23 protein-coding genes and 2 pseudogenes are annotated in these 25,631 nt (G+C 72.9%); 10 read left to right on the top strand and 15 right to left on the bottom strand.

Annotated elements, in window-relative coordinates; translation table 11 throughout:
- Positions 1-35: 35 nt before the first annotated feature.
- A complete protein-coding gene (locus tag GA0070216_RS21400; protein WP_091249037.1) occupies positions 36-1,478 on the bottom strand; it encodes a glycosyltransferase 87 family protein in 1,443 nt (480 codons plus the stop codon).
- 204 nt (positions 1,479-1,682) lie between these two features.
- Entirely contained in the window at positions 1,683-2,228 is a 546-nt protein-coding gene (locus GA0070216_RS21395; protein ID WP_091249034.1) for a DoxX family protein, read from the bottom strand.
- A 194-nt stretch (positions 2,229-2,422) separates the two neighbouring features.
- Between GA0070216_RS21395 and GA0070216_RS21390 the strand changes: the two genes are divergently transcribed.
- Positions 2,423-2,968 (top strand): GNAT family N-acetyltransferase, encoded by a 546-nt coding sequence (locus GA0070216_RS21390; protein WP_091249030.1) that lies wholly within the window; start codon positions 2,423-2,425, stop codon positions 2,966-2,968.
- A 62-nt stretch (positions 2,969-3,030) separates the two neighbouring features.
- Here GA0070216_RS21390 and GA0070216_RS21385 read toward each other — a convergent pair whose 3' ends face one another.
- The 3 genes from GA0070216_RS21385 to GA0070216_RS21375 all read right to left on the bottom strand — a co-directional run bounded on the left by GA0070216_RS21385 (position 3,031) and on the right by GA0070216_RS21375 (position 7,062).
- Positions 3,031-4,275: an ATP-binding protein gene (locus GA0070216_RS21385; protein ID WP_091249027.1), complete on the bottom strand. Its 1,245-nt coding sequence runs from the start codon at positions 4,273-4,275 to the stop codon at positions 3,031-3,033.
- A 148-nt stretch (positions 4,276-4,423) separates the two neighbouring features.
- Positions 4,424-4,879 (bottom strand): LppU/SCO3897 family protein, encoded by a 456-nt coding sequence (locus GA0070216_RS21380; protein WP_218108254.1) that lies wholly within the window; start codon positions 4,877-4,879, stop codon positions 4,424-4,426.
- A 1,652-nt stretch (positions 4,880-6,531) separates the two neighbouring features.
- Complete coding sequence (locus GA0070216_RS21375; RefSeq protein WP_176739078.1) at positions 6,532-7,062, bottom strand: LppU/SCO3897 family protein; 531 nt, start codon at positions 7,060-7,062, stop codon at positions 6,532-6,534.
- 293 nt (positions 7,063-7,355) lie between these two features.
- Here GA0070216_RS21375 and GA0070216_RS21370 point away from each other — a divergent pair, with 293 nt between their 5' ends.
- Both GA0070216_RS21370 and GA0070216_RS21365 read left to right on the top strand, forming a co-directional pair.
- Positions 7,356-8,330 (top strand): EamA family transporter, encoded by a 975-nt coding sequence (locus tag GA0070216_RS21370; RefSeq protein WP_176739071.1) that lies wholly within the window; start codon positions 7,356-7,358, stop codon positions 8,328-8,330.
- 287 nt (positions 8,331-8,617) lie between these two features.
- A complete protein-coding gene (locus GA0070216_RS21365) occupies positions 8,618-9,172 on the top strand; it encodes a prepilin peptidase (protein ID WP_245722626.1) in 555 nt (184 codons plus the stop codon).
- A gap of 171 nt (positions 9,173-9,343) precedes the next feature.
- Here GA0070216_RS21365 and GA0070216_RS21360 read toward each other — a convergent pair whose 3' ends face one another.
- The 5 genes from GA0070216_RS21360 to GA0070216_RS21340 form a co-directional block, all read right to left on the bottom strand.
- The gene (locus tag GA0070216_RS21360) at positions 9,344-12,538 is read right to left on the bottom strand and encodes a UvrD-helicase domain-containing protein (protein WP_091249019.1); all 3,195 of its coding nucleotides are present in this window, start codon (positions 12,536-12,538) and stop codon (positions 9,344-9,346) included.
- Positions 12,539-12,665: 127 nt separating this feature from the next.
- Entirely contained in the window at positions 12,666-13,913 is a 1,248-nt protein-coding gene (locus GA0070216_RS21355) for a metallophosphoesterase (RefSeq protein WP_091249016.1), read from the bottom strand.
- Positions 13,914-13,925: 12 nt separating this feature from the next.
- Positions 13,926-14,171 carry a MoaD/ThiS family protein gene (locus tag GA0070216_RS21350; RefSeq protein WP_091249012.1) on the bottom strand — a complete coding sequence of 82 codons (246 nt, stop codon included), beginning with the start codon at positions 14,169-14,171 and terminating at the stop codon, positions 13,926-13,928.
- Position 14,172: 1 nt separating this feature from the next.
- Positions 14,173-15,186, bottom strand: coding sequence for a GTP 3',8-cyclase MoaA (gene moaA, locus GA0070216_RS21345; protein ID WP_091249009.1), 1,014 nt, complete (start codon positions 15,184-15,186; stop codon positions 14,173-14,175).
- Positions 15,183-16,097 (bottom strand): fructosamine kinase family protein, encoded by a 915-nt coding sequence (locus GA0070216_RS21340; RefSeq protein WP_091249341.1) that lies wholly within the window; start codon positions 16,095-16,097, stop codon positions 15,183-15,185. Before GA0070216_RS21340 ends, moaA begins: the two co-directional genes overlap by 4 nt.
- A 153-nt stretch (positions 16,098-16,250) precedes the next feature.
- Between GA0070216_RS21340 and GA0070216_RS21335 the strand changes: the two genes are divergently transcribed.
- A complete protein-coding gene (locus tag GA0070216_RS21335; RefSeq protein WP_091249004.1) occupies positions 16,251-17,297 on the top strand; it encodes a DUF4192 domain-containing protein in 1,047 nt (348 codons plus the stop codon).
- A gap of 489 nt (positions 17,298-17,786) precedes the next feature.
- Here GA0070216_RS21335 and GA0070216_RS36190 read toward each other — a convergent pair.
- From GA0070216_RS36190 to GA0070216_RS21315, 3 genes and pseudogenes are all read right to left on the bottom strand, one after another.
- A pseudogene (locus GA0070216_RS36190) lies at positions 17,787-17,978 on the bottom strand (DUF397 domain-containing protein).
- A gap of 1,589 nt (positions 17,979-19,567) precedes the next feature.
- Positions 19,568-19,759, bottom strand: a complete 192-nt coding sequence (locus GA0070216_RS21320) for a DUF397 domain-containing protein (RefSeq protein ID WP_091248996.1) — start codon at positions 19,757-19,759, stop codon at positions 19,568-19,570.
- Entirely contained in the window at positions 19,750-20,550 is an 801-nt protein-coding gene (locus GA0070216_RS21315) for a helix-turn-helix domain-containing protein (RefSeq protein ID WP_091248993.1), read from the bottom strand. The genes GA0070216_RS21320 and GA0070216_RS21315 overlap by 10 nt, the downstream gene beginning before the upstream one ends.
- A 235-nt stretch (positions 20,551-20,785) precedes the next feature.
- Here GA0070216_RS21315 and GA0070216_RS21310 point away from each other — a divergent pair, with 235 nt between their 5' ends.
- From GA0070216_RS21310 to GA0070216_RS21300, 3 genes and pseudogenes are all read left to right on the top strand, one after another.
- Positions 20,786-20,989 carry a hypothetical protein gene (locus tag GA0070216_RS21310; protein WP_091248990.1) on the top strand — a complete coding sequence of 68 codons (204 nt, stop codon included), beginning with the start codon at positions 20,786-20,788 and terminating at the stop codon, positions 20,987-20,989.
- A pseudogene (locus tag GA0070216_RS21305) lies at positions 20,986-21,216 on the top strand (hypothetical protein); the annotation flags it as partial. The gene GA0070216_RS21310 and the pseudogene GA0070216_RS21305, both read left to right, overlap by 4 nt.
- 224 nt (positions 21,217-21,440) lie before the next feature.
- Positions 21,441-21,779, top strand: coding sequence for a hypothetical protein (locus GA0070216_RS21300; protein WP_245722625.1), 339 nt, complete (start codon positions 21,441-21,443; stop codon positions 21,777-21,779).
- 128 nt (positions 21,780-21,907) lie between these two features.
- On the opposite strand, the gene fdhD is transcribed toward GA0070216_RS21300, so the two are convergent.
- Positions 21,908-22,762 (bottom strand): formate dehydrogenase accessory sulfurtransferase FdhD, encoded by an 855-nt coding sequence (gene fdhD, locus GA0070216_RS21295; protein WP_091248987.1) that lies wholly within the window; start codon positions 22,760-22,762, stop codon positions 21,908-21,910.
- An 80-nt stretch (positions 22,763-22,842) separates the two neighbouring features.
- On the opposite strand from fdhD, the gene mobA reads away from it, so the two are divergent.
- The 3 genes from mobA to GA0070216_RS21280 all read left to right on the top strand — a co-directional run bounded on the left by mobA (position 22,843) and on the right by GA0070216_RS21280 (position 25,054).
- Positions 22,843-23,466, top strand: a complete 624-nt coding sequence (gene mobA / locus GA0070216_RS21290; protein ID WP_091248985.1) for a molybdenum cofactor guanylyltransferase — start codon at positions 22,843-22,845, stop codon at positions 23,464-23,466.
- The gene (locus tag GA0070216_RS21285; protein ID WP_091249333.1) at positions 23,463-23,738 is read left to right on the top strand and encodes a DUF6457 domain-containing protein; all 276 of its coding nucleotides are present in this window, start codon (positions 23,463-23,465) and stop codon (positions 23,736-23,738) included. The genes mobA and GA0070216_RS21285 overlap by 4 nt, the downstream gene beginning before the upstream one ends.
- A 203-nt stretch (positions 23,739-23,941) precedes the next feature.
- The gene (locus GA0070216_RS21280; protein WP_091248982.1) at positions 23,942-25,054 is read left to right on the top strand and encodes a T3SS (YopN, CesT) and YbjN peptide-binding chaperone 1; all 1,113 of its coding nucleotides are present in this window, start codon (positions 23,942-23,944) and stop codon (positions 25,052-25,054) included.
- A 102-nt stretch (positions 25,055-25,156) separates the two neighbouring features.
- Here the strand turns inward: GA0070216_RS21280 and GA0070216_RS21275 are convergent, their stop codons facing one another.
- The gene (locus GA0070216_RS21275; RefSeq protein ID WP_091248979.1) at positions 25,157-25,615 is read right to left on the bottom strand and encodes an Lrp/AsnC family transcriptional regulator; all 459 of its coding nucleotides are present in this window, start codon (positions 25,613-25,615) and stop codon (positions 25,157-25,159) included.
- Between the last annotated feature and the right edge of the window lie 16 nt (positions 25,616-25,631).

Raw genomic sequence — 25,631 nt, 5'->3', positions numbered from 1 at the left:
GGTCGGCTGACCGCGGCGGCGCGGGCCGGGCGGGGTCAACGGCGGCCGATGGTGGCGGTGGCGCGGGCCGACCGGTCGGCATAGAAGGCGGGCTCGGCGCCGGGCCGCCACGGCAGGGCGGCGACCAGCACGATCAACGCCAGCGCGAGCGAGTTCTCCATCAGCGCGCCGAAGAGACCGTTCTGGTAGTGGGACACCTCGGGCAGCTTGTGCTCGTACGGCCAGATCGGCGAGATCAGGAAGAGCAGGTACAACCCGAGCGCCGCCACCCCGTGCCGGAACCCGGTCAACGTGGGGTACCAGATCGGTGGGCGCAGCCCGCTCACCCCGGGCGGTCCGCCGAACGACTGCGGGCCGGTACGCACCGACAGCCCCCGACTCGCCTCGCGGCGGCGTACGGCGGCGTCGGCGAGCACGACGATCGCCGGGATGACCCAGACCAGGTGGTGCGACCAGGAGATCGGGCTGATCACGTTGGCGGTCAGCCCGACCAGCGTGAACGCGGTCAACTCGTCGCCGTCGGCACGGGCGTTGGCGGCCCGGGACAGCCCGACGGCCAGGATCAGCACCGAGAACGCCAACCAGAGCAGGCCGGGCGTCTCGATCGAGTCGTAGAGCCGGGCCAGCAGGCCGGCCAGCGACTGGTTGGGCGTCATGTCGGCGGCCCCGACCCGCTCGGTCTGCCACAGCACCCCGCCGAAGTAGGCCCGCGACTCGGTGCCGACCAGCGCGAAGCTGGCCAGGGTGACGCCGATGGTGGTGCCGACGGCGGTGGCGGCGACCCGCCACTGCCGGGTGAGCAGCAGGTAGGCGATGAACAGCGCCGGGGTGAGCTTGACGGCGGTGGCCAGGCCGATGCCCATGCCCGCCCAGGACCCGCTGTAGAGCAGCCGCAGGAACGGGCCGTCGGTGTCGTGCCCGTGGGTGCCCCGCCGGGAACGCCAGCGCAGGCCCACCAGGTCAGCCATGATCAACGCGAACAGGAGCAGGTTGACCTGCCCGTAGCCCAGGGTCTCCCGGACCGGTTCGAGGGCCGTGGCCATCGGGGTGGCGATGGCCACGGTGTACCAGAGCGGCCAGCCGAGCCGGTCGACGATCGGGCGCAGCAGCGCGGCGAGGATCACCGCCAGCGCGGCGATGCTGCCGGCCGCGTTGATCCAGCCGGCCATCTCGATCGGCAGCATGGCCATCGGCAGCATGGCCAGCGCGGCGAAGGGCGGGTAGGTGAAGCCCAGCGTGGTGGTGGGCGCGATGAACTCGTACAACTCGTGCCCGCTCGCCCACCACACCACCGCGCCGTGGTAGATCTTCATGTCGAAGAAGTTGTACGGCCGCCCGAAAGCACCGATGGCGAGCCATGCGGCATAGGCGACGGCGGCCACGATGCCGGTCCGTACGACTGTCCTACGATCGATCCCACGCGTTGCGCGACGGACTGGGGCGAGGCGGTCCGCACGTCTACCGACGGTCGTCGGCATGGCGTGGCCACCCCCATACCAAGGTCGTCCTACCGGTCCAGGTCCGGTAGGGAGCCTAGAACGGCGCCTCACGTTACTGCCTCCCGCGTTATCCGACCGTGTCTGATCCCACACCAGTTTTTGACATTTCCACCGCGTTAACGGGTGTCGGGTGGTTCAGGTAATTCGCGGCCTTACGGGGGGTGGTGGCCGAATCGATGCAGGTCAGCCGGGAAGTCGGCGGGCGGCGGCGGCCGACCGGACGGCGATCCGGGCCTCCCGCCGGGCGGTACGCACCGCGCGACCGACCGAGCGTCGAGAGTGGCCGATCCGGTGACCGGCCCGCCACCGTAGGCCCGGCTTCCCCTCGGTGTCGGCGGCGGCGAGCAGCAGGCCACCGAAGAGCCCGAGGTTCTTCAGGAAGTGGACCTGGTTGTTGTTCCGCTTCGCCGGGTCGTCGTCGTTCCAGAACGGGTGACCGGCGGCGGTGGTCGGCACCAGCGTGCCGGCGAGGACCAGTGCGGCCGGCCGGGTGAACTTCCCGGTGGCCAGCATCAGGCCGGCGGCGAGCTGCACGGCGGCGTTGGCGCGGATGAGCGTCTCGGCATCGGTGGGGAGCTGCGGCGCGGCCCGTTGGATCAGCGGAGCGACCCGGTCGGTGACCGGCCGGGCAGCCGGCACCAGCCGCTGGGGGTGCTGGAAGTTGCGGGCGCCGCTGACCACGAAGATGCCGCTCAACATGACACGGGCGAGGGAGCGCACGGGTTTCATTGCTCAGTCATACCCCGTTTGGACCCCTGCTATCCGGGCAACGGCCGATCCGGAGCGCTCTGCGTGCCGCCGTCCCGGAGCAGGTCGCGCCGTTGCTCCCGGGGTCGTGTCGTGCCGGTGGGCACCGGTGGCACGCCACGCCGAACAGAGCGACCGTCGCTGATGGACCGGCCGCGACCGGTAACGTCGCGCCGGTGACGACCCTGCGGTTGCGTCCCGAGGGCCCGGCCGACGCCGGCCCGATCCGTCTGGTGCTGGCTGCCGCCTTCGCCCGCCCCGACAGCACCACCCCGGGCGAGGTCGCCCTCGTCGACGAGTTGCGCGGCAGCGCGGCGTGGCTGCCGGAACTGGCGATGGTCGTCGAGTACGGCGGCGAGGTGGTCGGGTACGCGCTGCTCACCCGGGTCCAGGTCGAGGCCGACCGGGCCCGCGTCGCGGCGCTGGTGCTCGGCCCGGTGGCGGTGGCCCCGCACCGGCAACGGGTCGGACACGGCACGGCGGTGGTGCAGGCCGCGTTGGAGGCCGCCACCGAACTGGGTGAGCGGCTGGTGGTGGTGCTCGGCGACCCGGCGTACTACCGACGGTTCGGCTTCACCCGGGCGGACCGGATGGGGCTGGTCAGTCCCTGGTCGGGGCTGGGGGAGCCGTGGCAGGCGCTGGTGCTGCCGCCGGAGACCAGTGACGCGCCGCCGCCTCCGCGCGGCGAGGTGGTCTTTCCCCCACCCTGGTCCCGGGTCTGATCCCGACTCGTGCCGGCGGCCGGTCGACGTCCCCCACCCGGGCGCCCAGGTCGGTTGGGCTGTCAGGTCGGCTGGGTACGCAGGTAGCGGCCGAAGTGCGGGACGGTGAAGGCGACCGTGCCGCGTTCCCCCGAATAGATCAGACCCTTCTTGATCAGCGCGTCCCGGGCCGGGGAGAGGCTTGCCGGCTTGCGCCCCAGCGCACGGGCGATCTCGGCGGTCGGCACCGCGGCGTCCATGTCGTCCCGACCACCGCTGTCGGCCTCCCCCGCCACCGGGGAGAGGGTCGCCATCGCCCGCATGTACTCCCGTTCGGCCGGGGTGGCCCGCTCGAACCGGGAACCGAAGAAACCGACCGCCAGCTCCGCCTCCGCCTCCGGGGCGGCGACCCGGACGTCCGCGTCGGTGATCGGTGACCGGGGAGCATGGTCCCAGGTCGCCTTCCCGTACGCCTGGACGAAGTACGGGTAGCCGCCGGACGACTCGTAGAGGAGGTCGAGGGCCTTCTGTTCGTACTCGACCTGCTCCCGCTCGGCCGGTGCACACAGTGCCTGGTCGGCGGCGATCCGGTCCAGCCGGTCGATCCGCAGATAACGGAAGAGCCGCTCGGAGTACGACTTGGCGGCGCTGAGCACCGCCGGTAGGTGCGGCAGCCCCGCACCGACCACGATCAGCGGTGCGCCGAGCTGGGACAGCTCGTGGCAGGCCGCGCAGAGCGCCGAGACGTCCTCCGCGCCGAGATCCTGCATCTCGTCGATGAAGACGGCGATGCCGGTGCCCACGTCCCCGGCGATCGCCGCCGCGTCGGTGAGCAGCTCCACCAGGTCGATCTCGATGTCACCGGAGTCGGCCCGACCGCTGCTGGCCGGCACGTCGATGCCGGGCTGCCAGCGGTCGCGCAACCGGGGTGCCGCACCGGCCCGCCCGGTGGTCGGCGCGCTGCGCTGCGCAAACGCCTTGAGTACGCCGAGGAAGGCGTCGATCCGGTCCGGGGCGCGGTGCCGGGGGGCGAGTTCGCGGACCGCCATGTGCAGCGCGGCGGCGATCGGTCGACGCAGCGACTGGTCCGGTCGGGCCTCTATCTTGCCGGTGCCCCAGAGCTGGTTGATCGCCTGTGAGCGGAGCGTGTTGAGCAGCACGGTCTTGCCGACGCCGCGCAGGCCGGTGAGCATCAGGCTGCGTTCGGGGCGACCCCGGGCGATCCGTTCCAGCACCACGTCGAAGACGTCCAGCTCCCGCCCCCGCCCGGCGAGTTCGGGCGGGCGCTGACCGGCGCCCGGCGCGTACGGGTTGCGGACCGGATCCACGCATCGCACAGTATCGGGCGATCTAGCCTGCGGACTAGAGATGCGTAGACGGGGCTACCGGCGTGTTGCCGGTCCGGGCCGGTTGCGGCTCTCGACACGAATATGGGGCTGTCTAGCATCCACGCTAGACAGCCCCATATTTGCCTGATCAGTTGCGTTTGCGCAGGCAGAGCACGTAGTCGAAGAGGTCCACCGAGTTGTCGTGCACGTAGTTGGCGTTCGACTCCGGTGCCAACGACTTGCACCGCTCCCCGTTGGTGGAGGCGGGAATCCGCAGCAGCACCTCGTACGTGTTCGGCCCGCACGCCACCTTGCGCAGGTCGGCGTCGCTGGCCGTGCCGTCGTTGACCACGCAGTCGCCCCGGACGATCTGCTCCGCCCGGGTCGGCGTCGGCGTCGGCGTCGGCTCGGCCGTCGTCGGTTCCAGGGTCGGCTCGGCCGGCTCCGTTGGCCCGGCCGGCTCGGTCGGCCCGCTCTCCGTCGGCGCGGCGGACACGCTCGCCGTCGGTGCCGGGTCGTCACTGTCATTCGACGCCAGGACGAACCAGCCGCCCACCGCGAGGCACGGGCAGAGCAGCAGGACCACCACCAGCCCGATGATCAGCGCGATCCGGCCGCCCCGACCCTTTGCCGGCGGTGCGGCCGGAGGCGGAAAGCCCGGCGTGGGCTGTCCCGGATACCCCGGCGGCGGCGGGGCCTGGCCCGGAAAGCCGGACGGGGGCGGGGTCTGGCCCGGAAAGCCGGACGACGATGCCGACTGCCCCGGGAAGCCGGGTGCCGGTGTGGCCTGCCCCGAGTAGCCGGGCGGTGCGGCCTGGCCGGCGAAACCAGCCGGTGGCGGTGACGCCGGTGCGCCGAATGCGCCGGCTGCCGGTGCGGCGGTCGGCCCGGCGGGCGGGAAGGGACCCGGTGGCGGGTAGCCGGCCCCCGAGGACGGCACCGGTGTGCCCGTCGGCGGGAGGTAGGTGTCCGGTGGTGGATAGCCCGCTCCGGAGGACGGCGGTGGATAGCCCGCTCCGGAGGACGGTGGCGGGTAGTCAGCCCCCGCTGCCGGCATCTGGGTGGTCGGCGAGTATCCGCCGCCCGCTGCCGGCAGCTGCGTGGTGGGCGAGTATCCGCCGCCCGACGCGGGCAGCTGCGTGGTGGCCGGCTGCCCGGCTCCCGACACCGGCAGCCGGGTGGTCGGCGGCTCCGGTGGCGTGGAGATCGGGGCGGTCGGTGGTTCGGCGGCGAAGGGCGCCGTCGGCGGCTCGGCCGGGCCGGCCCAGATCGGTGCGGTCGGAGGCTCCGGCGGGCCGGCCGAGATGGGTGCGGTCGGGGGTTCTGGCGCGGCGGCCCAGATGGGTGCGGTCGGGGGCTCTGGCGCGGCGGCCGAGATCGGTGCGGTCGGGGGTTCTGGCGCGGCGGCTGAGAATGGTGCGGTCGGGGGCTCTGGCGCGGCGGCCCAGATGGGTGCGGTCGGGGGCTCTGGCGCGGCGGCCGAGATCGGTGCGGTCGGGGGTTCCGGCGCGGCGGCCGAGATCGGTGCCGTGGGAGGTTCGGGCGGAGCGGCCGGGATCGGTGCCGTCGGAGGCTCCGGAGCGGACGCGGCCATCGGTGTGGTGGGCGGCTCTTCCGTACTCGGGATGGGTGCCGTGGCCGGCTCGCCCGCCTCCCGCGACACGGGCACCGTCGGTGGATCGGCGTCTTCCGACGGGATCGGTGCGGTCGGTGGCTCGACGTCTCCCGGCCGGATCGGTGCGGTGGCCGGCTCGTCCGGGCCGGCATCGGGTTCGGCCGGCCGGGCGGAGATGGGGGCGGTCGGTTGGTCGTCCGGGCCACCCGGAAGGGGCGCGGTCACCGGTTCCTCGGCAGCGACCGGGGCAGGCGCGGAGATCGGCGCGGTCGGCGTCTCGTCGACCGGATGCGGGCCGGCCGGCGGGATGACGGCGGTCGCCGGTTCCCCGGCGGCGTCCGGAGCCGCCGGGGAGATCGGGGCCGTCGGCTTTTCGTCCTGGTCGCGGACGAGGGGAGCCGTCGGCGGCTCGTCCGATCCGCCCGGGATCGGGGCCGTCGGTGGTTCCGGCTCCGACGGAATTCCCACGGTGGGTGGCTCCGGCTCGGCGCGGACGATGGGCTTCGTGGGTGGCTCGGGGTCGGGGTGCGCGAGGGGCGCGGTGGGTGGCTCAGGGTCGGGGTTCGGGGGCCGGTGTCCCTCGTCGGGGCGGCCGGAGTCGGGTGGGCCGAAGGTTGACAATCTCTCCCCCAGGGGTGGGCTCAGCGCTGCTTCAGGCAGAGGACGAAGTCGAGGGTGTCCAGCTCGCTGTCGAAGAAGTACCAGTTGGTGTAGCCCTCCACCTTGCCGCACTTCGCCTCGGCGTCCCTTTCACCACTGGTCGCCCCGTCGAAACGACGTAACACCTCGTACGTCCTCGGGGCGCACTCGGTGATCAGTAGCTTGGGCTTGCCGCCGGCCGGGCCCTCGTTGCGGACGCACTGCCCGGCCTTGACGAAGCGCGGGTCGGCCGACGAGGCGGGAGCGGGGGTGGTGGCTGTCGGCCCGGCCGGGTCGGCGGTGGTCGCGTCCGGCTCGACCGGTGCCGTCGGCAGTGGGGCACCGGTCGTGGTCGACGGCTCGTCGTCGTCGCCCAGCAGGTACCACAGGGTGCCACCGCCGACGACCAGCACCGCGAGCACGACCAGCACCGTGACCAGCGGACCCCGGCCGCGCCCCGACGGCGGGTTACCCGGGTACGCGAGCGGCCCGCTCGGCGGATACTGCTCGGTCGGCCCGTACTGCTCCGGCAGGGACTCCGTCGACCCGAATGCCGGATAGCGCTGCGCCGGCCCGTACGGCTCCGACGGGAACTGGTCGTACGACGGATGGTGGGGCTGCCCACCCGCTGGCTGAACTGGCACGGTCGGTGGGTGGAGCTGATCCGGGGCGGGCTGACGCCACTGGTCGTCCGGGCGTCGTCCACCCCACGGGTCCGGGGAACCGCCCGGTGGTCCGTAGTTCGCCATGCCCGTCCTCCCGCGTGCCGAGATGCCGGTCATCCGGAAGGACGCCACCGACGTGGTCACCGTAGCGTGGTCCCGCGATGACCTCACCTTCCTCGGCCGCGACACCCGCCCGACCAGCCCTGATCTGGACCGCACTGATCCTGGTCTACGTGCTGTGGGGTTCCACGTACCTCGGTATCCGGGTCGTGGTGGAGTCGATGCCGCCGCTCGGCTCGGCCGCCACCCGCTTCGGTGGCGCCGCGCTGGTGCTGGCGGTGGTCCTGCGGCTGCGGCGGGGTAGGGGCGCGCTGCGGGTCGACCGCCGGCAGCTCGGCTCGGCCGCCGTGGTCGGGGTGCTGCTGCTCGCCGGCGGCAACGGCCTGGTGGTGCTCGCCGAGTCCGGCCCGGCCGGTGTGGCGGTGCCCTCGGGGATCGCCGCGCTGCTGGTGGCCACCGTCCCGCTGCTGGTGGTGCTGCTCCGTACGGTCACCGGGGACCGCCCCCCGGGGTGGACGTTCGCCGGCGTGACGGTGGGCTTTCTCGGGCTGCTGCTGCTGGTGCTCCCCCGGGGCGGGACGGGGGTGGTGCCACTGGTCGGGGCGTTGACCGTGGTCGCGGCGGCCACCTGCTGGTCGGTGGGATCGTTCCTGTCCAACCGGCTGCGGATGCCCGCCGACCCGTTCGTCGCCACCGTCTACGAGATGGTCGCCGGGGCGGTGGCGCTCGCCGTGCTGTCCCTGGCCCGGGGCGAACTGCGCGGGTTCTCCCCGGCGCAGGTGACGACCCGTTCCTGGCTCGCCCTGGCGTACCTGCTGGTGGCGGGGTCGCTGGTCGCCTTCACCGCGTACGTCTGGCTGCTGGCCCACGCGCCCATCTCACTGGTCTCCACCTACGCCTACGTGAACCCGGTGGTGGCGGTGGCGCTCGGCGCGCTGCTGGTGGCCGAGCCGATCACCGGCCAGGTGCTGATCGGCGGCGCGGTGATCGTGGCGGGCGTGGCGCTGGTGGTGACCATCGAGCGGGCCCGGCGGACCGCCGGTGACGGGGCAGCCGCCGTGCTGTCCCGGCGGTAGCGTCGAGGGCCGTGCCCGTCGGCCCGGTGACCGCCTCTGCGCTGCTCGGCGTCCTGGCCGGTCTTGCCGCACCCCGGATCGCCCGCGCTTTCCCACCCCGTACCCCGCCGGCCGGGGCTTCGGCTCCTGCGCCGGTCGGGGTCGTGCCTCCTGCGCCGGTCGGGGTCGTGCCTCCTGCGCGGGTCGGGGTCGCGGCTCCTGCGCCGGTCGGGGTCGTGCCTCCTGCGCCGGTCGGGGTCGTGCCTCCTGCGCCGGTCGGGGTCGTGCCTCCTGCGCCGGTCGGGGTCGTGCCTCCTGCGCCGGTCGGGGTCGCGGCTCCTGCGCGGGTCGGGGTCGCGGTGGTGGGGGCGGTGGTCTGCGGCGGGTTGGCCGCCGTGCGGGGGCCGGAGCCGGCGCTGCCGGCGTTCCTGCTGGTGGCGGCCGTGGGGCTGACGTTGGCGGTGGTGGACCTGACCAGCCTGCGGCTGCCCGACCCGCTGGTCGGCGCGGCGGCGCTCGGCGGTGGCACCGCGCTGACCGTCGCGGCCGTCGTCACCGGCACGCCCGGTCGACTGGCGCTCGCGCTGGCCGGGGCCGCGCTCTCCCTCCTGCTGTACGTGGTGCTGGCGCTGCTGCCCCGGTCCCGGCTCGGCTTCGGTGACGTGAAGCTGGCGGCGGTGCTCGGGCTGCCGTTGGGCTGGCTGGGCTGGCCCACCCTCTGGCTCGGCCTGCTCCTGCCGCACCTGTTCAACGGGGTGCTGGTGCTGGCGCTGCTGGCCGCCCGCCGGGTACGCCGGGACACCGCCCTGCCGTTCGGCCCGGCCCTGCTCGCCGGCGCCTACCTGGCCGTCCTCCTAGCCTGACCCCACCCGACCCTCACCCCTCGCCGGTCCCCATCCCACCCGAGACCGGCGGATCGGCATGAGCGGCGTAGATCTTGGGAGATTTCGGCCCCCAAGGGGCCATTTCCCACCAAGATCTATCCGTCACCCGTGTGATTCGTCACCCGCAACGACCTGCCGGCGACCCGTCAGTCAGATCAGGCGGAGCTGGCGGTCCTTGGGGCGGCGCGGCTCGGCCTCGCCGAACCGTTCGAACAGCCCCGGGTCGACGACGTCCAGGAACGGCGACGGGCGGCAGTCGCGTTCGGTGCCGTGCCGGACCCGGCGGGCGGCGTGGCTGACATAGAGCCGGTCCTGGGCGCGGGTCAACCCGACGAAGAAGAGCCGGCGCTCCTCGGCGATCGCGTCGTCGTCGGGCGTCGAGCCGGGCCAGCGCAGCGGCAGCAGGCCGTCCTCGACGCCGACCAGGAAGACCACCGGGAACTCCAGCCCCTTCGCCGCGTGCAGGGTGAGCAGGGTCACCGCCTCGGCGCGCGGGTCCAGCGCGTCCACCTCGGCCCCGGTGGCGAGCTGGGAGAGGAAGAGTTCCAGGTCGTCGCCGCAGCGCCGGGCCAGCGGGGTGAGCAGGTCGACGGCCGTACGCACGTCCTCGGGGCGGACGGTGCCGGCGGCGTCCAGGGTGGGGGCGGCGAACCGTTCGGCGAGCACCTGGCCGGCGAGCCGGACCCGGGCGGGCAGCCCACCGGCGAGACCGTCGGCGTGCCGCAGCTCCCGGGCGATCGCGAGGACGCCGGGCCGGTCCCGGAGCCGGTCGTGGGACCGCTTCTGCACCGGGATGTTGGCCCTGGCCAGCGCGTCCACGATCGGGGCGGCTTGCGCGTCGGTGCGGTAGAGCACCGCGATGTCGGAGAAGGACAGGGTGGTGGCCCGGCCGTCGACGCGCCCCGAGTCCAGCGAGCGGTGGGAGAGCCCGCCGACCAGGTCGTCGACGGTGCGTACCACGAAATCGGCCTCGTCGGCGACGGACGCCGCCGGGTAGCGGCCGACCAGCGGGGCCTCCGGGTCGAGCCGGGCCGGGTCGAGCCGGCGGCCCCGGACCAGCGACGACGGCGCGATGGCCTGGACGGCGGCGGCCAGGATCGGCGCGGACGAGCGGTAGTTGCGGTTGAGCCGGACCAGCCGGGCGTCGGTGAAGTCCTCGGAGAAGCGCAGGAAGTAGCCGACGTCGGCACCCCGGAACGAGTAGATCGCCTGGTCCGGGTCGCCGATCGCGCAGAGGTTGCCGTCGGCGGGGCTGAGTAGCCGCAGCAGGTCGTACTGCACGGCGTCGACGTCCTGGTACTCGTCGACGAAGATCCACCGCCAGCGTTCCCGGTAGTCCCGGACCAGCTTCTTGTCGCCCTTGAGCAGCGCGACCGGCAGGGTCAGCAGCTCGTCCAGGTCGACCAGGTCCTGCTTGCGCAGCAGCGCCGTGTAGCGGGCCGGATCGTCGCCGGCCTCCGCCCGCGCCGCCGCACGTTCGGCGTCGTCGGCGATCCGGAAACCCGCCGGCAGGCCGGCCGCCCCGGCGTTCTCCCGCAGGATGCTCAGCCCGAGCGAGTGGAAGGTGCCGACGGTGACGTCCTCGGCGACCGGGCCGAGCAGCCCGTCGAGCCGGTGCCGCAGCTCTTCGGCGGCCCGCCGGGTGAAGGTGATCGCCAGGCACTGCTCGGGGAAGACGTTCAGCTCCGCGCAGAGATAGGCGATCCGGTGGGTCAGGGTCCGGGTCTTGCCGGTGCCCGGCCCGGCCACGATCAGCAGCGGGCCGCCCGGCGCGGAGGCGGCCACCCGCTGCATGGCGTCCAACCGGTCCAGCAGGCCGGTGCCGACCTCTTCCATCCCGGCGAGCATCGGTTCGAACGGCTCGTGCGGCGACGGCGTCGAGGCGATCGGCGGTGGCGGCGGGGTCGGCGCGGGCTTCGGCTTCGGTTCGGCCTTCGCCGCCGCCGGTCGCCGGGCCTTCGGTATCGCCGCCGGCTCCGTCGGCCTGCGCTGCGGCGGCACCGGTACGTCGAAGAGCGTCTCCTGTCCCGACCCACCGGCCCCGGGCAGCTCGGCGGGGTCGAAGAGGGTGATCACGCCGTACTCGCCGTCGTAGCCGGGCATCCGGCGCACGTCGCCCCGGCGCAGTCGGCCGATGCCCTCGGCGAGCAACTCCCCGCCGACCCGGCCGATCTCGTCGACCGGGGTACGGGTCAGGATCTCCAACTCCGGGCCGAGCGCCGCGACCAGCTCGTTGAGCTTCCCCTCGACCTTCTTGGACCGGGGCCCCACCTTGTTGATCTCACCGAGGATCTCGGCCAGCGGCACCAGGTGGGTCACCTCGCGGGCGTGCTCCGGCCGGTGCCCGTCCGGCCGGTCGGCCAGCTCCTCGACCCGGCTCAGCACCCCCACGGTCAGCGGTTTGCCGCACTCCGGGCAGCGCCCGCCGGCCGCCCGGGTCTGCTCCGGCGACCAGTTGACGCCGCAGAGCCGGTGCCCGTCGGCGTGGTACTTGCCCTCCTCGGGGAAGAACTCGATCGTCCCGGCCAGCCCGTCACCGGTACGCAGCGCGTCCCGGATGGCGAAGTAGTCGCGGGCCGAGGAGAAGACGGTGGCCTCCCGGGCCAGGGCCGGCGGGGAGTGCGCGTCGGAGTTGGAGACCAGCCGGTAACGGTCCAGGCTGCCGACCCGCCAGTTCATCGCCGGGTCGGAGGAGAGCCCGGTCTCCACCGCGAAGACGTGCTCGGCCAGGTCGGCGTAGCAGTCGGCGATCGCGTCGAAGCCGGACTTGGAGCCGAGCGCGGAGAACCACGGCGTCCAGATGTGCGCCGGCACCAGGTAGCCGTCCGGGCTGGCGTCGAGGGTGATCTCCAGCAGGTCCCGGGAGTCCAGGCCCAGGATCGGCCGGCCGTCCGAGCCGAGGTTGCCGATCCGGCCCAGCGCGGTGTTGAACCGGGCCACCGCGTCCAGGTCGGGCAGGTAGATCAGGTGGTGCACCTTACGGGTCCGGTCGTCCCGCTTGTAGATGGTGGAGATCTCCACGCTCAGCATGAACCGGACCGGGTCCGCCTCCGCCGCGTCGGCCAGCCGGGGCGGCAGTCGCCGGGCGATGTCCGCCTCGGCCTCCGGGCCGAGCCGGTACAGGCCGGGCTCGGCCGGTTGGAGGGTTTCCCGCAGGTGGTCGTACCAGGCGGGATGGGTGAAGTCCCCGGTGCCGAGCACGCCGATGCCCTTGCGTCGGGCCCACCAACCGAGGTTGGGCAGGGTGAGATCGCGGCTGCACGCGCGGGAGTACTTCGAGTGGATGTGCAGGTCCGCGACGAACGGCGGGACGCCACCAGGGGGAGCGGCGTTGAACGGAGGCACGCCGCATCCTGTCACGGCTGGTCCACTACCCGCCTGCCGCCACGCGTACGCGTGAGGAGAGCAATCCGGTGCTGGACTCCACCCGTCGGACGCGGTATGAGCGGGGTTTTCCATCCATCCGGGCAGGTCACGGGGAGCGCAGCTCCACCAGGGTCACCTGCGGCGGTGCGCCGACACGGACCGGGGGACCCCAGAAACCGGCCCCGTTGGTGACGTAGACCTTGGTGCCGTCGACCTCGCCGAGGCCGGAGACCACCGGCTGCTGGAGCTTGACGGCCAGGTTGAACGGGGCCAGCTGGCCGCCGTGGGTGTGCCCGGACAGTTGCAGGTCGACGCCGAACTTCGCCGCCTCGCGGGCGGCGATCGGCTGGTGGGCGAGCAGCACCACCGGGCGGCTGACGTCCCGGCCGCCGAGCGCGGCGGTGAAGTCGGCAGGGCCGGCGACGCCGGTGCCGTCGGCGGTGACGTCGTTGATCCCGGCCAGGTCGAGCACCCCGCCCCGGGCCCGGATCTCCTGCCGTTCGTTCTGGAGCACCCGCAGGCCCAGCCGGTCGACCTCGCGGACCCACTCCTCCACGCCGGAGTAGTACTCGTGGTTGCCGGTGACGAAGAAGCTGCCGTAGCGGGAACGCAGGTCACGCAGCGGCTCGGCGGCCTCGCCCAACTCGGCGACCGAGCCGTCGACCAGGTCACCGACGACCGCGACCAGGTCGGCGTCCAGCCGGTTGATCATCTCGACGATCCGCTCGGTGTGCATCCGACCGCGCAACGGACCGAGGTGGATGTCCGAGACGGTGGCGATGCGCAGCCCGTCCATGCTGCGGGGGAGCTTCGCCAGCGGGATGCGTACCCGGTCGATCTGTGGCGGTCCCAGCGCGGTGCGGACCCCGTACCCGGTGATGCCGGCGGCGGTGAGCCCGGCGAAGATCGCCGCCCCCCGGGCGAGCAGCAACCGGCGGGATTCGTCGTGGTCGGGCCGGTCCACCGCCTCGACGGCCGGCGGGTCGGCGCTGCCGGCCGCACCGACCAGCGCCGGTTCCGGGGCGGCCGTGGTCGCCTCGGCGGCGGCGCTGCGGCGACGCAGCACCAGCCGGGTCACCGCCATCGGCACTTCCAGCACCAGCAGCACGATCAGCAGGTAGAACATCACCGCGAGCCAGAGGTAACCCGGCCAGGCCAACCAGAACGCCCCGGCCACCTGGGTGCCGGTCATCGTGGCCGGGACGAGCACCGCCAGCAGCACCGCGACGACCGTGCCGACCCGCCGCAGCCGCCCCGGGCCGGTGGTGTCCTTGACCAGCCGCTTCCACAGGTAGAAGTGGATCAGGCCGACGACCAGCGCGAGTGTGCCCACGAACCCCAGAATCGCCAACACGGCAGCCCTTCCTCAGCCGCCCGCGAAGGGAGGCAGCACGTCGATCGTGGCCCCGGCCGGCAACGGCGTCTGCCGATCATGGCAGGCCACCCCGTCGACCAGGAAGCTCGCCACCTGGAGCACCGCGGCCAGCCGGGGGCCGTGCCGGTGGGCGAGTTCACCGAGCAGTTCGTCCAACGACTGCCCCGCAGCTGCGGTCTCCTCGCTGCGGCCGGCGGCGGCCCGTGCCCCGGCGAAGTACCGGACGGTGAGGTCCACCTCAGCCGCCGATCGCCGACATGGGCCGGACGGGTTGCAGGAACGTCGGGTCGTCGATGCCGTGCCCGGCCCGCTTGACCACCGTGGCGGCCTGCCAGCGCCGGGCCAGTTCGGTGTCGTCCGCGCCGGCCCGCAACGCGCCGCGCAGGTCGGACTCCTCGGTGGCGAACAGGCAGTTGCGGATCTGACCGTCGGCGGTGAGCCGGGTCCGGTCGCAGTCGCCGCAGAACGGCCGGGTCACCGAGCCGATCACCCCGACCCGGGCCGGGCCGCCGTCGACCAGCCAGGTCTCGGCCGGGGCGGCACCCCGCGCGGCCGGGTCGGCGGTGAGCGGGAACTCGGCGGCCAGTGACGCCAGGATCTCGTCGGCGGTGACCATCGTGGCCCGGTCCCAGCCGTGCTGGGCGTCCAGCGGCATCTGCTCGATGAACCGCAGCTCGTAGCCGTGGTCGAGGGCGAACCGCAGCAGGGCCGGTGCCTCGTCGTCGTTCACCCCGCGCATCAGCACCGAGTTGACCTTGACCGGGGTGAGCCCGGCGGCGGCGGCCCCGGCCAGCCCGGCGAGCACGTCGCCCAGCCGGTCCCGCCGGGTCAACGCGGCGAACCGGGTCGCGTCCAGGGTGTCCAGCGACACGTTCACCCGGTCCAGCCCGGCGTCGCGCAGCGCCGGGGCGAGCCGGTCCAGCCCGAGGCCGTTGGTGGTCAGCGAGATCCGGGGCCGGGGGGTGAGCGCGGCCACGGCGGCGACGATGCCGACCAACCCCGGCCGGATCAGCGGCTCGCCGCCGGTGAACCGCACCTCGGTCACCCCGAGCCGCTGCACCGCGACCCGGACCAGCCGGACGATCTCCTGGTCGGTGAGCAACTGCGGCCCGGCCAGCCAGGGCAGCCCTTCCGCCGGCATGCAGTAGGTGCAGCGCAGGTTGCACTTGTCGGTCAGCGACACACGCAGGTCCCGGGCGATCCGGCCGTACCGGTCGACGAGGACGCCGGCGGTCGTCGGGGCGGCGGTCACCCGTCGACCGTAGCGCGGCCGACGCCCCGCAGCGCCGTTCGGGCGGCACCGACGACCGCATCGCGGTACGCCCCACCGAACAGCGCGGTGTGCACGAGCAACAGGTGCAGCTGGTGCAGCGGGACCCGTTCGGGCCAGCCGTCGGCGAGCGGCCACGCCTCCCGGTAGCCGGCCATGATCCGGTCGTGGTGCGGCGGACCACCGAAGAGCGCCAGTTGGGCCAGGTCCGTCTCCCGGTGCCCGCCGTGCGCCGCCGGGTCCACCAGCCACACCCGGTCGTCCGCGCCCCAGAGCAGGTTGCCCGGCCACAGGTCGCCGTGCACCCTGGCCGGCGGCTCGTCGCCGCCGAACTCGCCGACCCGCGCCACCACCTGCTCCACCAGCGCGGCGTCCGCGCCGTCGAGCGCACCGCCGTCGACCGACATCCGCAGGTACGGCAGGAGCCGCCGCCGGGCGAACCAGTCCGGCCACGGCCCGTCGTCCGGGGTGTTGTCCTGCGGAAGCGTGCCGATGAACCCGGGCCAGGCCGCCCCGAACCCGGCCGCACCGGCCCGGTGGGTGTCGGCCAGCTCCCGACCGAACCGCTCGGCCGCCCCGGGCGTCGGCTCGCCGGGGTCGACCCAGTCGAGCGCCAGCAGCTCCGGCAGCGCCACCACCACCTCCGGTACGGCCAGCGCGCCGGCCTCGCGCAGCCAGCGCAGCCCGGCGGCCTCGGTGTCGAAGAAGCCCGCCGGCACCGGCCGGCCGGCCCGCTCCGGCCAGGTCTTGGTGAAGACCGAGTGGCCGTCGTCCAGGGTCAACCGGGAGGCCGCGCAGCTGTCCCCACCGGCCACCGGGGTCTCCCGGATGCGCTGGTGGGTCAGGAAGGTGGGCAGGTGCTCCGGGTGCGCCCGCAGGTACGCCAGGTCCATCAGCGCAAGGTAGCCGCTCCCGCCGACCCCGGTGGGCCGTGTGACCTCCGAAATCGCGGCTACCTGCACCAATACTCTCCGTATCTGTGGATAAGTCGCGTGTCGTCCACAGGGCCTGTCGAGGGCATTACCGCCCGCCGCAGGCTGCCGGACATGAACGCGACCGACCGCCCCCGGCTCACCGTCCGCTCCCCCGCCGACCTGATCACCGCCGTGCCGTACCTGATCGGCTTCCATCCCACCGACAGCATCGTGGTGGTGGCGATGCGGGGCCGGCGGATCGTCTTCGCCGCCCGTGCCGACCTGCCCGAACCGGGCGCCGACCCGACGCTGCCGGCGCGACATCTCGGCGACGTCATCGGCCGGCAGGACGCCGAATCCACCACCGTCATCGGCTTCGGCCCGCCCGAACGGGTCACCCCGACGGTGGACGCCGTCCGGTCGGCGCTGGTCGCCATCGGGCTGCCCGTGCTCGACGCGCTGCGCGTCACGGATCGCCGCTACTGGTCGTACCTCTGCGAAGCGCCGGACTGCTGCCCACCCGACGGCACCCCGTACGACCCGGACGTCAGCCAGGTCGCTGCGGCGGCGGTCTACGCCGGTCAGGTGGCGCTCCCCGACCGGGCGGCGCTCACCGCCCAGGTCGCCCCCGCCGAGGGGATCGACCGGGTCGCGCTGCGCCGGGCCGGCGACCGGGCCGAACGACGCCTGCTCCAACAGTTGGAAGCGGCCCCCGCCACCGATGAGTTCGGCGAACGGACGATCCGGAAGTCCGGCGTGGCAGCGGTACGGCAGGCGCAGCGCCGGCACCGACGCAGTGAGCGGCTCACCGACGACGAGGTGGCCTGGCTGACCCTGCTCCTGACCCACCTGCCGGTACGCGACCACGCGTGGGAACGCACCGACGGGCGCGAGGAGGACATCACCTTCTGGAGTGAGGTGCTGCGCCGCACCGAGGAGGAGCTGGTCCCCGCCCCGGCCTGCCTGCTCGCCTTCGCCGCCTGGCGGGCCGGCCAGGGCGCGCTCGCCGCCGTGGCGCTGGAACGGGCGCTGACTATCCGCCCCGACTACACCCTCGCCCAGATCCTCGACGACCTGCTCCGGCGCGGTGTGCCACCGTCCGACCTGGACGGGTGGCCGGCCGTGACCGAGCCGGGAGTGCTGCGCCTCCGCCGTCGTCGTCCCCGCCGCCGTCGCTGACCGGTTGGGCCTTCGGGCGGCACCCCGTGGGGGTGGTCGGTGGCTACCGACGTTCGGCGCACCAGCCTGTCGCTTCCCGCCGGCCTGGAGTGCTCTGCGCTGGCCTCGTCGCCACTCCCGTCGATGATCGACTGCGTCTTCGAGCGGCCGGGTCGGTGCGCGGGCTGCGGCGGGTCGGGGGTGCAGTAACCGGTCGGTGGAGAAGACCGACGTGGGAGGGGTGACGGCAGATCACGTTCGGTGAGGGGTGCTCGGGAGCATGTGTTCCCTCAGGCGAGTATGCCCAGCAGTCATATTCATGCCTGAGGGGCATGAGGCTGTCAGCGGGATGTTGTCCGGTCGACCCGGTCAGCGCCGAGCGGGAAAGACGGCCGCCGCGTTGGTCCACCGGCCGAGGGCGGGTCAACACGGTGTGGGCCTGCCAGTTGGTCCTCAACGCGAAGCGCCTGCTGCGAGACTCTGGGCAGGCGCTTCGTCGGGGCAAGTCGGTCAGGCGCGATCGGCCAACCCGGTGACGAACGTGCGCCATGAGGCCTGCGCGAACGTCAGTGCCGGCCCGTCCGGGTCCTAGGAGTCGCGCACGGCGACCGCACCGGGAAGGTTGTCGGCAACCTCGACACAGTTTCCACCGCTGGTGCCACTTCGGGCGGACTTGCGCCACCGCGCATCAGTCAGTCTCACGGGTTGTCCCCTCTCGCAGGCTTTCGGCCAGATGCCGGTGTCCCGGCTGGTGGCTCAGATTCCCCATCCAGGAACGTCTTCAGCGGCGCGTAGGCAGCGTTCCGACGCCGCGAGAAAAGCGGGGGACCGCCGACGTCTACGCCCGCGAAGACCTCACCGCTTGGGCAACGGACCGCGCCAGCTAGGAGGAGACAGAGCGGGGCGGTGAAAGATCACCGCCCCGCTCTGGGCGACGCCCAAGGCCGGAGACACACAACACCGTGTGTTGACTCATTCCAGCCCATCGGGCAGTCTCGCCGTAGACTCGCTTTGTATCGAGCTGTCACGTACAACGTGTTACAACGCGATGCAGAGCGATACGCGGCCGACGCTCGCAACTGTCCAGGCCCGAGCGACGGCTTGACAACGCTGGAGTGGGTTCACCTGGCCTGTTAGGTCAGGTGGGCCCGCCCCCGGCGATCCCGGTCAGGATGTTGACCAGCATCGCCATCCAATAGAGGACCTTCAGCAGGGTTGCTGTGCCCTCGCCCGCACGCTGCCACCGGCTAATGCCAGCTTGCGGACCGTGGCCCGAAGGCCGTGCTCTGTGCTTCGCCACTAACCACCTCCTCAGATCTGCGGGGCCTCCGTCTCGTCCCCGCGCGCGGGGGGACGAGCCCTTAGGTCATGCAGAGAGCCGGTTAGTAAGCCGTCAAGAACTTCGGCTTCAGTCAGTCCCTCCATCCCCTGTATCGGTTCCCACCGCTACCGTCACCTGTAGAGCCCAACGTCCGCTGGTCGCCCCCGGCCAAGGAGCAGGGGTCGGCTGGGGCGGGTAGTCGAACCCAACCTGTAGGCAACTTACGCCCGTGTGACTACTAGATGTGCTCTCACATTGCAGTCGCTTGGGCTGCTTCGGTCAAGTTGGCGGCGTGTCCGGCGCGTCACCACCCTCCCGCCTGCCGGAATTAAAGCTATTTGGCCGTTTCATGCAAGGTGCAGGCTAGAAACGCCGATCCGACACGCCGACAGATAGAACGTGTGTGCGATGGCTCTTCCTGCTGGAGTACCAGCGATCCGAACTACGTACGCCTGCTGGCTGGAGCTGACCCGGGCTGACCCATACAGAACACCCGCGACGCCGAGGAGATCCGCCGCATGACCAACGCCGCGTCGATCCCCGCTCGCCATCCGCCGTCTGAACCTCCCCGAGAGCCCCCGTCAGCCCGTCGCGTGCGGTCCGAGGGGCACTTTGGCGCTTCTGGGGTCTGACCGGTACGTCGCCGGGGACGCCGAGACGGGCCGAGGCCAAGTTACGGAACCTGTCACGGGTGACGATCCGGCTGTGCTGCCGCAGCGTATGGCGTGGTGGGCGGCCAGTGTGCCAGGCATGCCGGTGGGCCGAGGCGAAGAATGAATGACACCGGCCCGATCCCCGGGCGGGTGCCATTCATTGATGAAGCCAGAACTCTGGTGGCCCGAGGGCGCCCAGAGCGTTCGTCGCTATTCCTACTACAGGCGTCGGTCTACGGCGGTGCGCATAGTTCCTGGCGGCTGGCGTGAGGTGCCTGCCCCGGAACTCGGAGCAGGCACCTCACCGTGCAGGTCGGTCAGGCGCGATCGGCCAACCCGGTGACGAACGTGCGCCATGAGGGCGGCGCGAACGTCAGGGCCGGCCCGTCCGGGTCCTTGGAGTCGCGGACCGCGACCGCACCGGGAAGATTGTCGGCGACCTCGACACAGTTTCCACCGCTGGTGCCACTTCGGGTGGACTTGCGCCACTGCGCGTCAGTCAGGTCCATTGGCCTGCTACTCCCATGATCAGGTTTAACGACTGCCGTCGTGGCAGCGCCTCGTTTCGGATGCTCTCCCACCGTTCGAAGAGCGTAGCCAGGTCTGCCGGCTGGCTCACCACATCGCCGCCCAACTGGCTTTCGAGGTGTCCAATCCAGCCGCCGTCACCCATGTGCGCGAGCGACAGTGGACCGGAAAGCCCGGCGTAGAGACCAACTTCGACAGGCACGACGTGGATGCTGATATTCGGTCGTTCCGCACAAGCTACAAGGTGGTTGATTTGCTCGGCCATCAGTTTCTCGAAGCCCTCACCGGCACGGTGGACCGCGCTACCGTCAATCACCGCGACAAGCTGTGGTGGGTCATCTCGGCCCAGGACATGTTGTCGTTCAATGCGTCCTGCCACCCGGCGATCCACTTCGCTATCAGTCAGACGCGGATCGAGCCGCAGCACCGCGTGGGCGTATGCCTCGGTTTGCAACAGGCCCGGGATCAGGTTCGGCTCGAAGTACCTGAGTTGGGTCGCGTTGCGTTCGGCGTCGAGCCACGGCAGGAACCACGACGGGGTGCCGAGCTTGCTCACCAGGCGCTCGAAGAGTCCGCCGGTGCTGAGCGCCCGGTCGGCCCCCTTGATGAAGTCCAGGGTCAGGGCCCGCGTGCCACCCTCGACGGCACTGACGTGCGACGCACTGAAACCGGCACCCCGCCCGAACGCCTCCTGCGTCATGCCGGCGGCACCCCGAGCCCGACGAATCTCGGCAACGACGAAGTCGGCGAGCGGATCTGGTACGTCAGCCATGCACAGCGCCCCAATCTGAAGATCGACTATTCACGCCGCCACCTCTTCGGCGGCTCCTCGTCCAGCTGTGCCCGGACGCCCGTCGCACCTTTCGAGCCTAATGGTCTCCACATCAGAGTGTCACCAGGGCGGCGCAGTCGGTAGTTGTCGAGAGCTGGCGACGGCGTCTGCCGGAGGGGCCGTCCCGGGGGAGGGCGGGACGACCCCTCCTCCACGTCGACGGAGAGGAGACACCGTGCCCAGGGAGAAGCCGAAGCCCGACAAGAGCCCGGAGCCCGCGCCCAGCCCGGAGCCCGCGCCGGACCCCGGGCCGCCCGCGCGCCCGATCGTGCCCGGACCGATCGGGCCGTTCGTCCCGCCGTACCGGGGGCCGGGGCGGATGACCGGCATCGTGCCGACGCACCGGTGGGCGGTCAGCCGGAACCAGGGGCCACGGTGACCGCGCCGGAGGTCAGGTCGGGAGAGGTGCTGCACCTGTCGCGCGCTGCCAGCGTGCAGTTCATCCGGCCGATCACCGTCCGGGTCATCCGGGTGCTGACCGACTGGCACACGTACGACGGTTGGGTGTGGATCGACGCGTACCAGCTGAATGCCGTCGGCGACGCGGTGCGGCGGCGGACCCTGTTCGTCATGCCGGCGGGCGCGCGCCGGCTCACCCCGCAGCCCGGCCCGACGACTCCCGACGCCAGGCCAGCTGCCCCGCAGCGCCGGGCGACGATCCCACGGCCCGCGACGGCCGACGCGCAGCGAAGGACGACGCCACCACGACCCGGGATGATGTCCCCGCAGCCGGACCGGCAGGGTGGGGCGACGACCTCGCGGCGGGCGGCGACGGTCCCCCAGGGCGCTCGGCCCGGTCGGGGGCGGGAGCGCAGGTCGGCGGGGACGCCGTGACCGGGCCGCTGCCCGGCCGGCACACGCCGCTGCCCGGCCGGCACACGCCGCTGCCCGGCCGGCACACGCCGCTGCCCGGCCGGCACACGCCGCTGCCCGGCCGGCACACGCCGCTGCGGCCGATCTGGCTGTGCCGGGTCGATGCGAACCCGTGGCCGTGCGGGGAGGCGAAACTCGCTCTCCTCGCCAGGTATGACGGCGACCGGCCCGGCCTGCTCGCCCTGCTGGCCAGGTTGTCGGCGGAGGCGACCGAACACCTGACGCAGCTCGACAACGGTCGCCAGATCGACGTGACCGACCGCTTCCTCACCTGGGCCCGCCCGCCGGACCGCTGACTCTTCTCCTCCCAGTCGACCTGACGCCGCCGGAGCCGGCAGCGGTCGCCGGTGGATTGTGGAGAGTTGTTGCGGCCCTGGCGACAAGAAGTCTCCACAATCCGCGCCCCGACCGAGGCAGGGCCGGTTCAGGGTGTGACGCGGTGTGTGCCGGTGTAGACGTTCATGGTCCGGCCGCGCAGGAAGCCCACCAGGGTCAGCCCCGCCTCGTCGGCCAGGTCGGCGGCGAGGGTGCTCGGTGCGGACACCGCCGCCAGCAGCGGCAACCCGGCCATCCACGCCTTCTGGGTCAGTTCGAAGCTCGCCCGGCCGGACACCAGCAGCAGGTGCCCGGCGAGTGGCAGCCGCCGTTGCCTGACCGCCCAGCCGATCACCTTGTCCACGGCGTTGTGCCGGCCGACATCCTCGCGCAGCACCACCAACTCGCCGTCGGGGGTGAACAGGCCCGCCGCGTGCAGGCCACCGGTGCGGTCGAAGGCGCGCTGTGCCGCCCGCAGCCGGTCCGGCAGCTCCGCCAGCAGCTTCGCCGGCACGGTGAGCGGGTCGTCCGCGACGGTGAAGCGGGACCGGGTACGCACCGCGTCGATGCTGGCCTTGCCGCACACCCCACAGGAGCTGGTCGTGTAGAAGTTGCGCGTCGGGTCGGTGGCCGGTGCCGGCACGCCGGGGGCGAGCACCACGTCGACCACGTTGTACGTGTTGGGCGTCTCCACCCCGGAGCAGAGTTGGGCGGTGTGCACGTCGGCGTCGCTGCGGATCAGCCCCTCGGTCAGCAGGAAGCCGATGGCCAGGTCGAGGTCGTCACCGGGGGTACGCATGGTCACCGCCAGCGGGCGGCGTCGACCCGGGCCGCCCGGACCGACCCGGATCTCCAGCGGTTCCTCCACGGCGAGCGTGTCCGGCCGGCGCAGCGCCACCCGGGCGTCGTCCGTCGCGTCGAGGTCGATCCGGAGCACGCTCCGCCGGTCAGTGGCCCGTCCCATCCCGCCATCCTGCCCCGCCCACCCGATCCACCGCACGGCGACGGCCCCGCACGGGTGGGCCGGGCGGCTACCGTGACCGGATGACGGCGTACGCGGCGGTGGTGCTGGCCGGTGGGGCGGCCCGCCGGATGGGTGGGCGGGACAAGCCGGCGGTGCCGGTGCACGGGCGGTCGATGCGCGACCGGGTGCTCGCCGCGGTGGCTGACGCCGTACCTCGGGTGCTGGTCGGGCCGGGCGGGTCGCTGCCGGCCGACGTGCTGGTGACCCGGGAGGAGCCGGCGGGTGGTGGTCCGGTGGCCGCGACGGCGGCCGGACTGGCCCTGCTCCACCCGGGTACGACGGTGGTCGCCCTGCTCGCCGCCGACCTGCCGCTGCTCACCCGCCCGGCGGTCGGCGTGCTGCTCGACGCGCTCGCCGCCGAGTCCGGCCCGGGGGCGTCGGACGGCATCTGCCTCCTCGACGACCGGGGGCGGCGGCAGCCGTTGTGCGGGGTGTGGCGGGTGCCGCCGTTACGCGCCGCGCTGGACCGCACGGCCGCCCGGCGGGCCGGGGCGCTGGCCGGGGCGCTGGCCGGGGCGTCGATGCGGGAACTCCTGAGTGAGCTGACCGTGCGCGAGCTGGCATGGTCCGCTGCCGGCCCGCCACCGTGGTTCGACTGCGACACTGACTCCGACGTACGCCGGGCGGAGGAGTGGACGCGATGACCGTGCTGGACGACTGGGTGACGGCGGTCTGCGCCGAGTTGGGTCTCGACCCGGCCGAGGTGTCGGTGCCGACCGTGCTGGACCTGGCCAGGGACGTCGCCCACCAGGTGGTGCGGCCGGGCGCGCCGGTCACCGCGTACCTGCTGGGGGTGGCGGTCGGGCGGGGCGCGGACCCGGCTGCGGCGGCGGCCCGGCTCAGCGGACTGGCCGCCGAATGGCCGGTCGAGCTGGGTGGCGAGCGCCCCGATCGGCTGGCGTCGGGCGGGTCCTGAGACGTCGGCCGGCGGCACCGCCGACACCCTGAGCGGCCGGGTGGTGGCCGTCCGGCGGGCTGACCGGCCGGCTCCGCCGGTGATCCCGTCGTGCCGTGATCTCTCGCCGCCACGATCGTCGGCGGCGGTTGTCCGATGCCGGTCGCGGTGGATTCGTTCTCCGGCCCGCCTGGGTAGGGTGACCTTGACGGACGGAGGCGATCATGACGGCGGACCACCCCTCGAAGCCGACCGGTGATCAGCCCGGCACCTCGCCGGCGCATCACGATCACCACGAGTCGATCCTGCTGGACGAGCCGAGCACGGCCGACCTGCGGGCCAAGGTCACCGAGGCGTGGCGGGAGTTCGCGCGGGCGCTGGCCGCGCGGCTGCGCGAGCTGCCCACCGGGGCGCAGCTCGAACTCACCCTGGACCCGACCGCCTCCGGCACGGGTGACGCGGTCTATTCGATCAGCGTGGCCGCCGGTGAGGGTGGCCGGATCTCCGCGCGGGCGGTCGGCAACGCCACCCTGCCGCAGGGTTTCCGGCTGGACCGCGCCGCGGTGGCCGACATGATCGCGCTCGGCTGGTCGCCGCCCGGCGTGGTGGCGGGCTCCGGCGAACACTTCGGCCTGGAGGGGGTGGCCGGCGACGCCAGCAAGCTGGCCGGGCTGCTCTCCCGCACCCTGCGGGACGTGTACGGGGCACCGCACCCGGCCTTCCTGGTCTATCTCAGCCAGGACGCCGAGGGTGAGTCGTTGCCGATCGAGGCGCTCGGCACCGCGCGCAGCGAGTTCGGCCCCGACCAGGACGTCGAGGCCGACCTGGATGAGGCGCTGGCCGCCGCGGCGAACGCCCAGAGCGGCGAGCAGGAGGTTCTCGACCTGCCCGAACGGGTCCGGACGGTGGTGTCGACCATGCTGAAGTCGACCTCCGAACACCTCCAGATCGATTCCGACGGGGACATCAACATCCGGGCCGGGTCGGCGATGGTCTTCGTCCGGGTCCGCGACAATCCGCCGTTGGTCGACGTCTTCTCGCCGGTGCTGACCGAGGTCGAGCCGACCGAGCGGCTGTACGTGAAGCTCTCCGAGTTGACCAACCGGATGCCGATCGGCCGGCTGTACTGCGCCGACGACACCGTCTGGGCGTCCATCCCGGTCTTCGGCCGCAACTTCCAGGCCACCCACCTGATGCTGGCGGTGCAGGTGATGACCGGGCTCGCCGACGAGTTGGACGACCGGCTGCACGGTGAGTTCGGCGGGAAGCGGTTCTTCGGTGAGGGCGACAAGCCGAGCCGGGGCGACACCGAGCACCGCACCGGCATGTACCTCTGACAGTGCTGCCCACCGCCCACCAGACAACCGCGCCGCCGTCGCTGCCGCCGCTGCGGGCCGCGCCGCCGGGTGCGGCCCGACCGGCATGGGCGGCACGGGCGGTCAGGGGGTGGACGGGCCGACGCCGGGTGACTCGACCAGTCGGGACAGCACGATGGTGCTCCGGGTGGAGGTGACGAACGGCTCCGCCCGGAGCCGCTCCAGCGCCTCCTCCAGGTGGGAGATGTCGGCGGCGCGCAGGTGCACGAGCGCGTCGGCCTCCCCGGAGACGGTGTAGGCGCCGACCACCTCGGGGTGCCGGCGGGCGGCCACCCCGAGCTGGGTGGGCGTGGTCCGGCCGGCGCAGAACAGCTCGACGAACGCCTCGGTGGTCCAGCCGACGGCGGCCGGGTCCACCACGGCGGTGAAGCCCCGGATCACCCCGGTGGCCCGGAGTCGGTCCACCCGTCGTTTGACCGCAGGCGCGGAGAGTGACACCCGGGTGCCGATGTCCGCGTACGAGGTTCGGGCGTCCGCCACGAGCAACGCAATGATTCGCTGGTCGACCGCGTCTATCTGCAACGTTCCGCCTCGGGGA

The organism is Micromonospora matsumotoense (genome assembly GCF_900091525.1).
GTDB classification, from domain to species: Bacteria; Actinomycetota; Actinomycetes; order Mycobacteriales; family Micromonosporaceae; genus Micromonospora; species Micromonospora matsumotoensis.
Note: the sequence above shows the minus strand (reverse complement) of the source record. Positions and strands in the feature narration are given on the sequence as shown.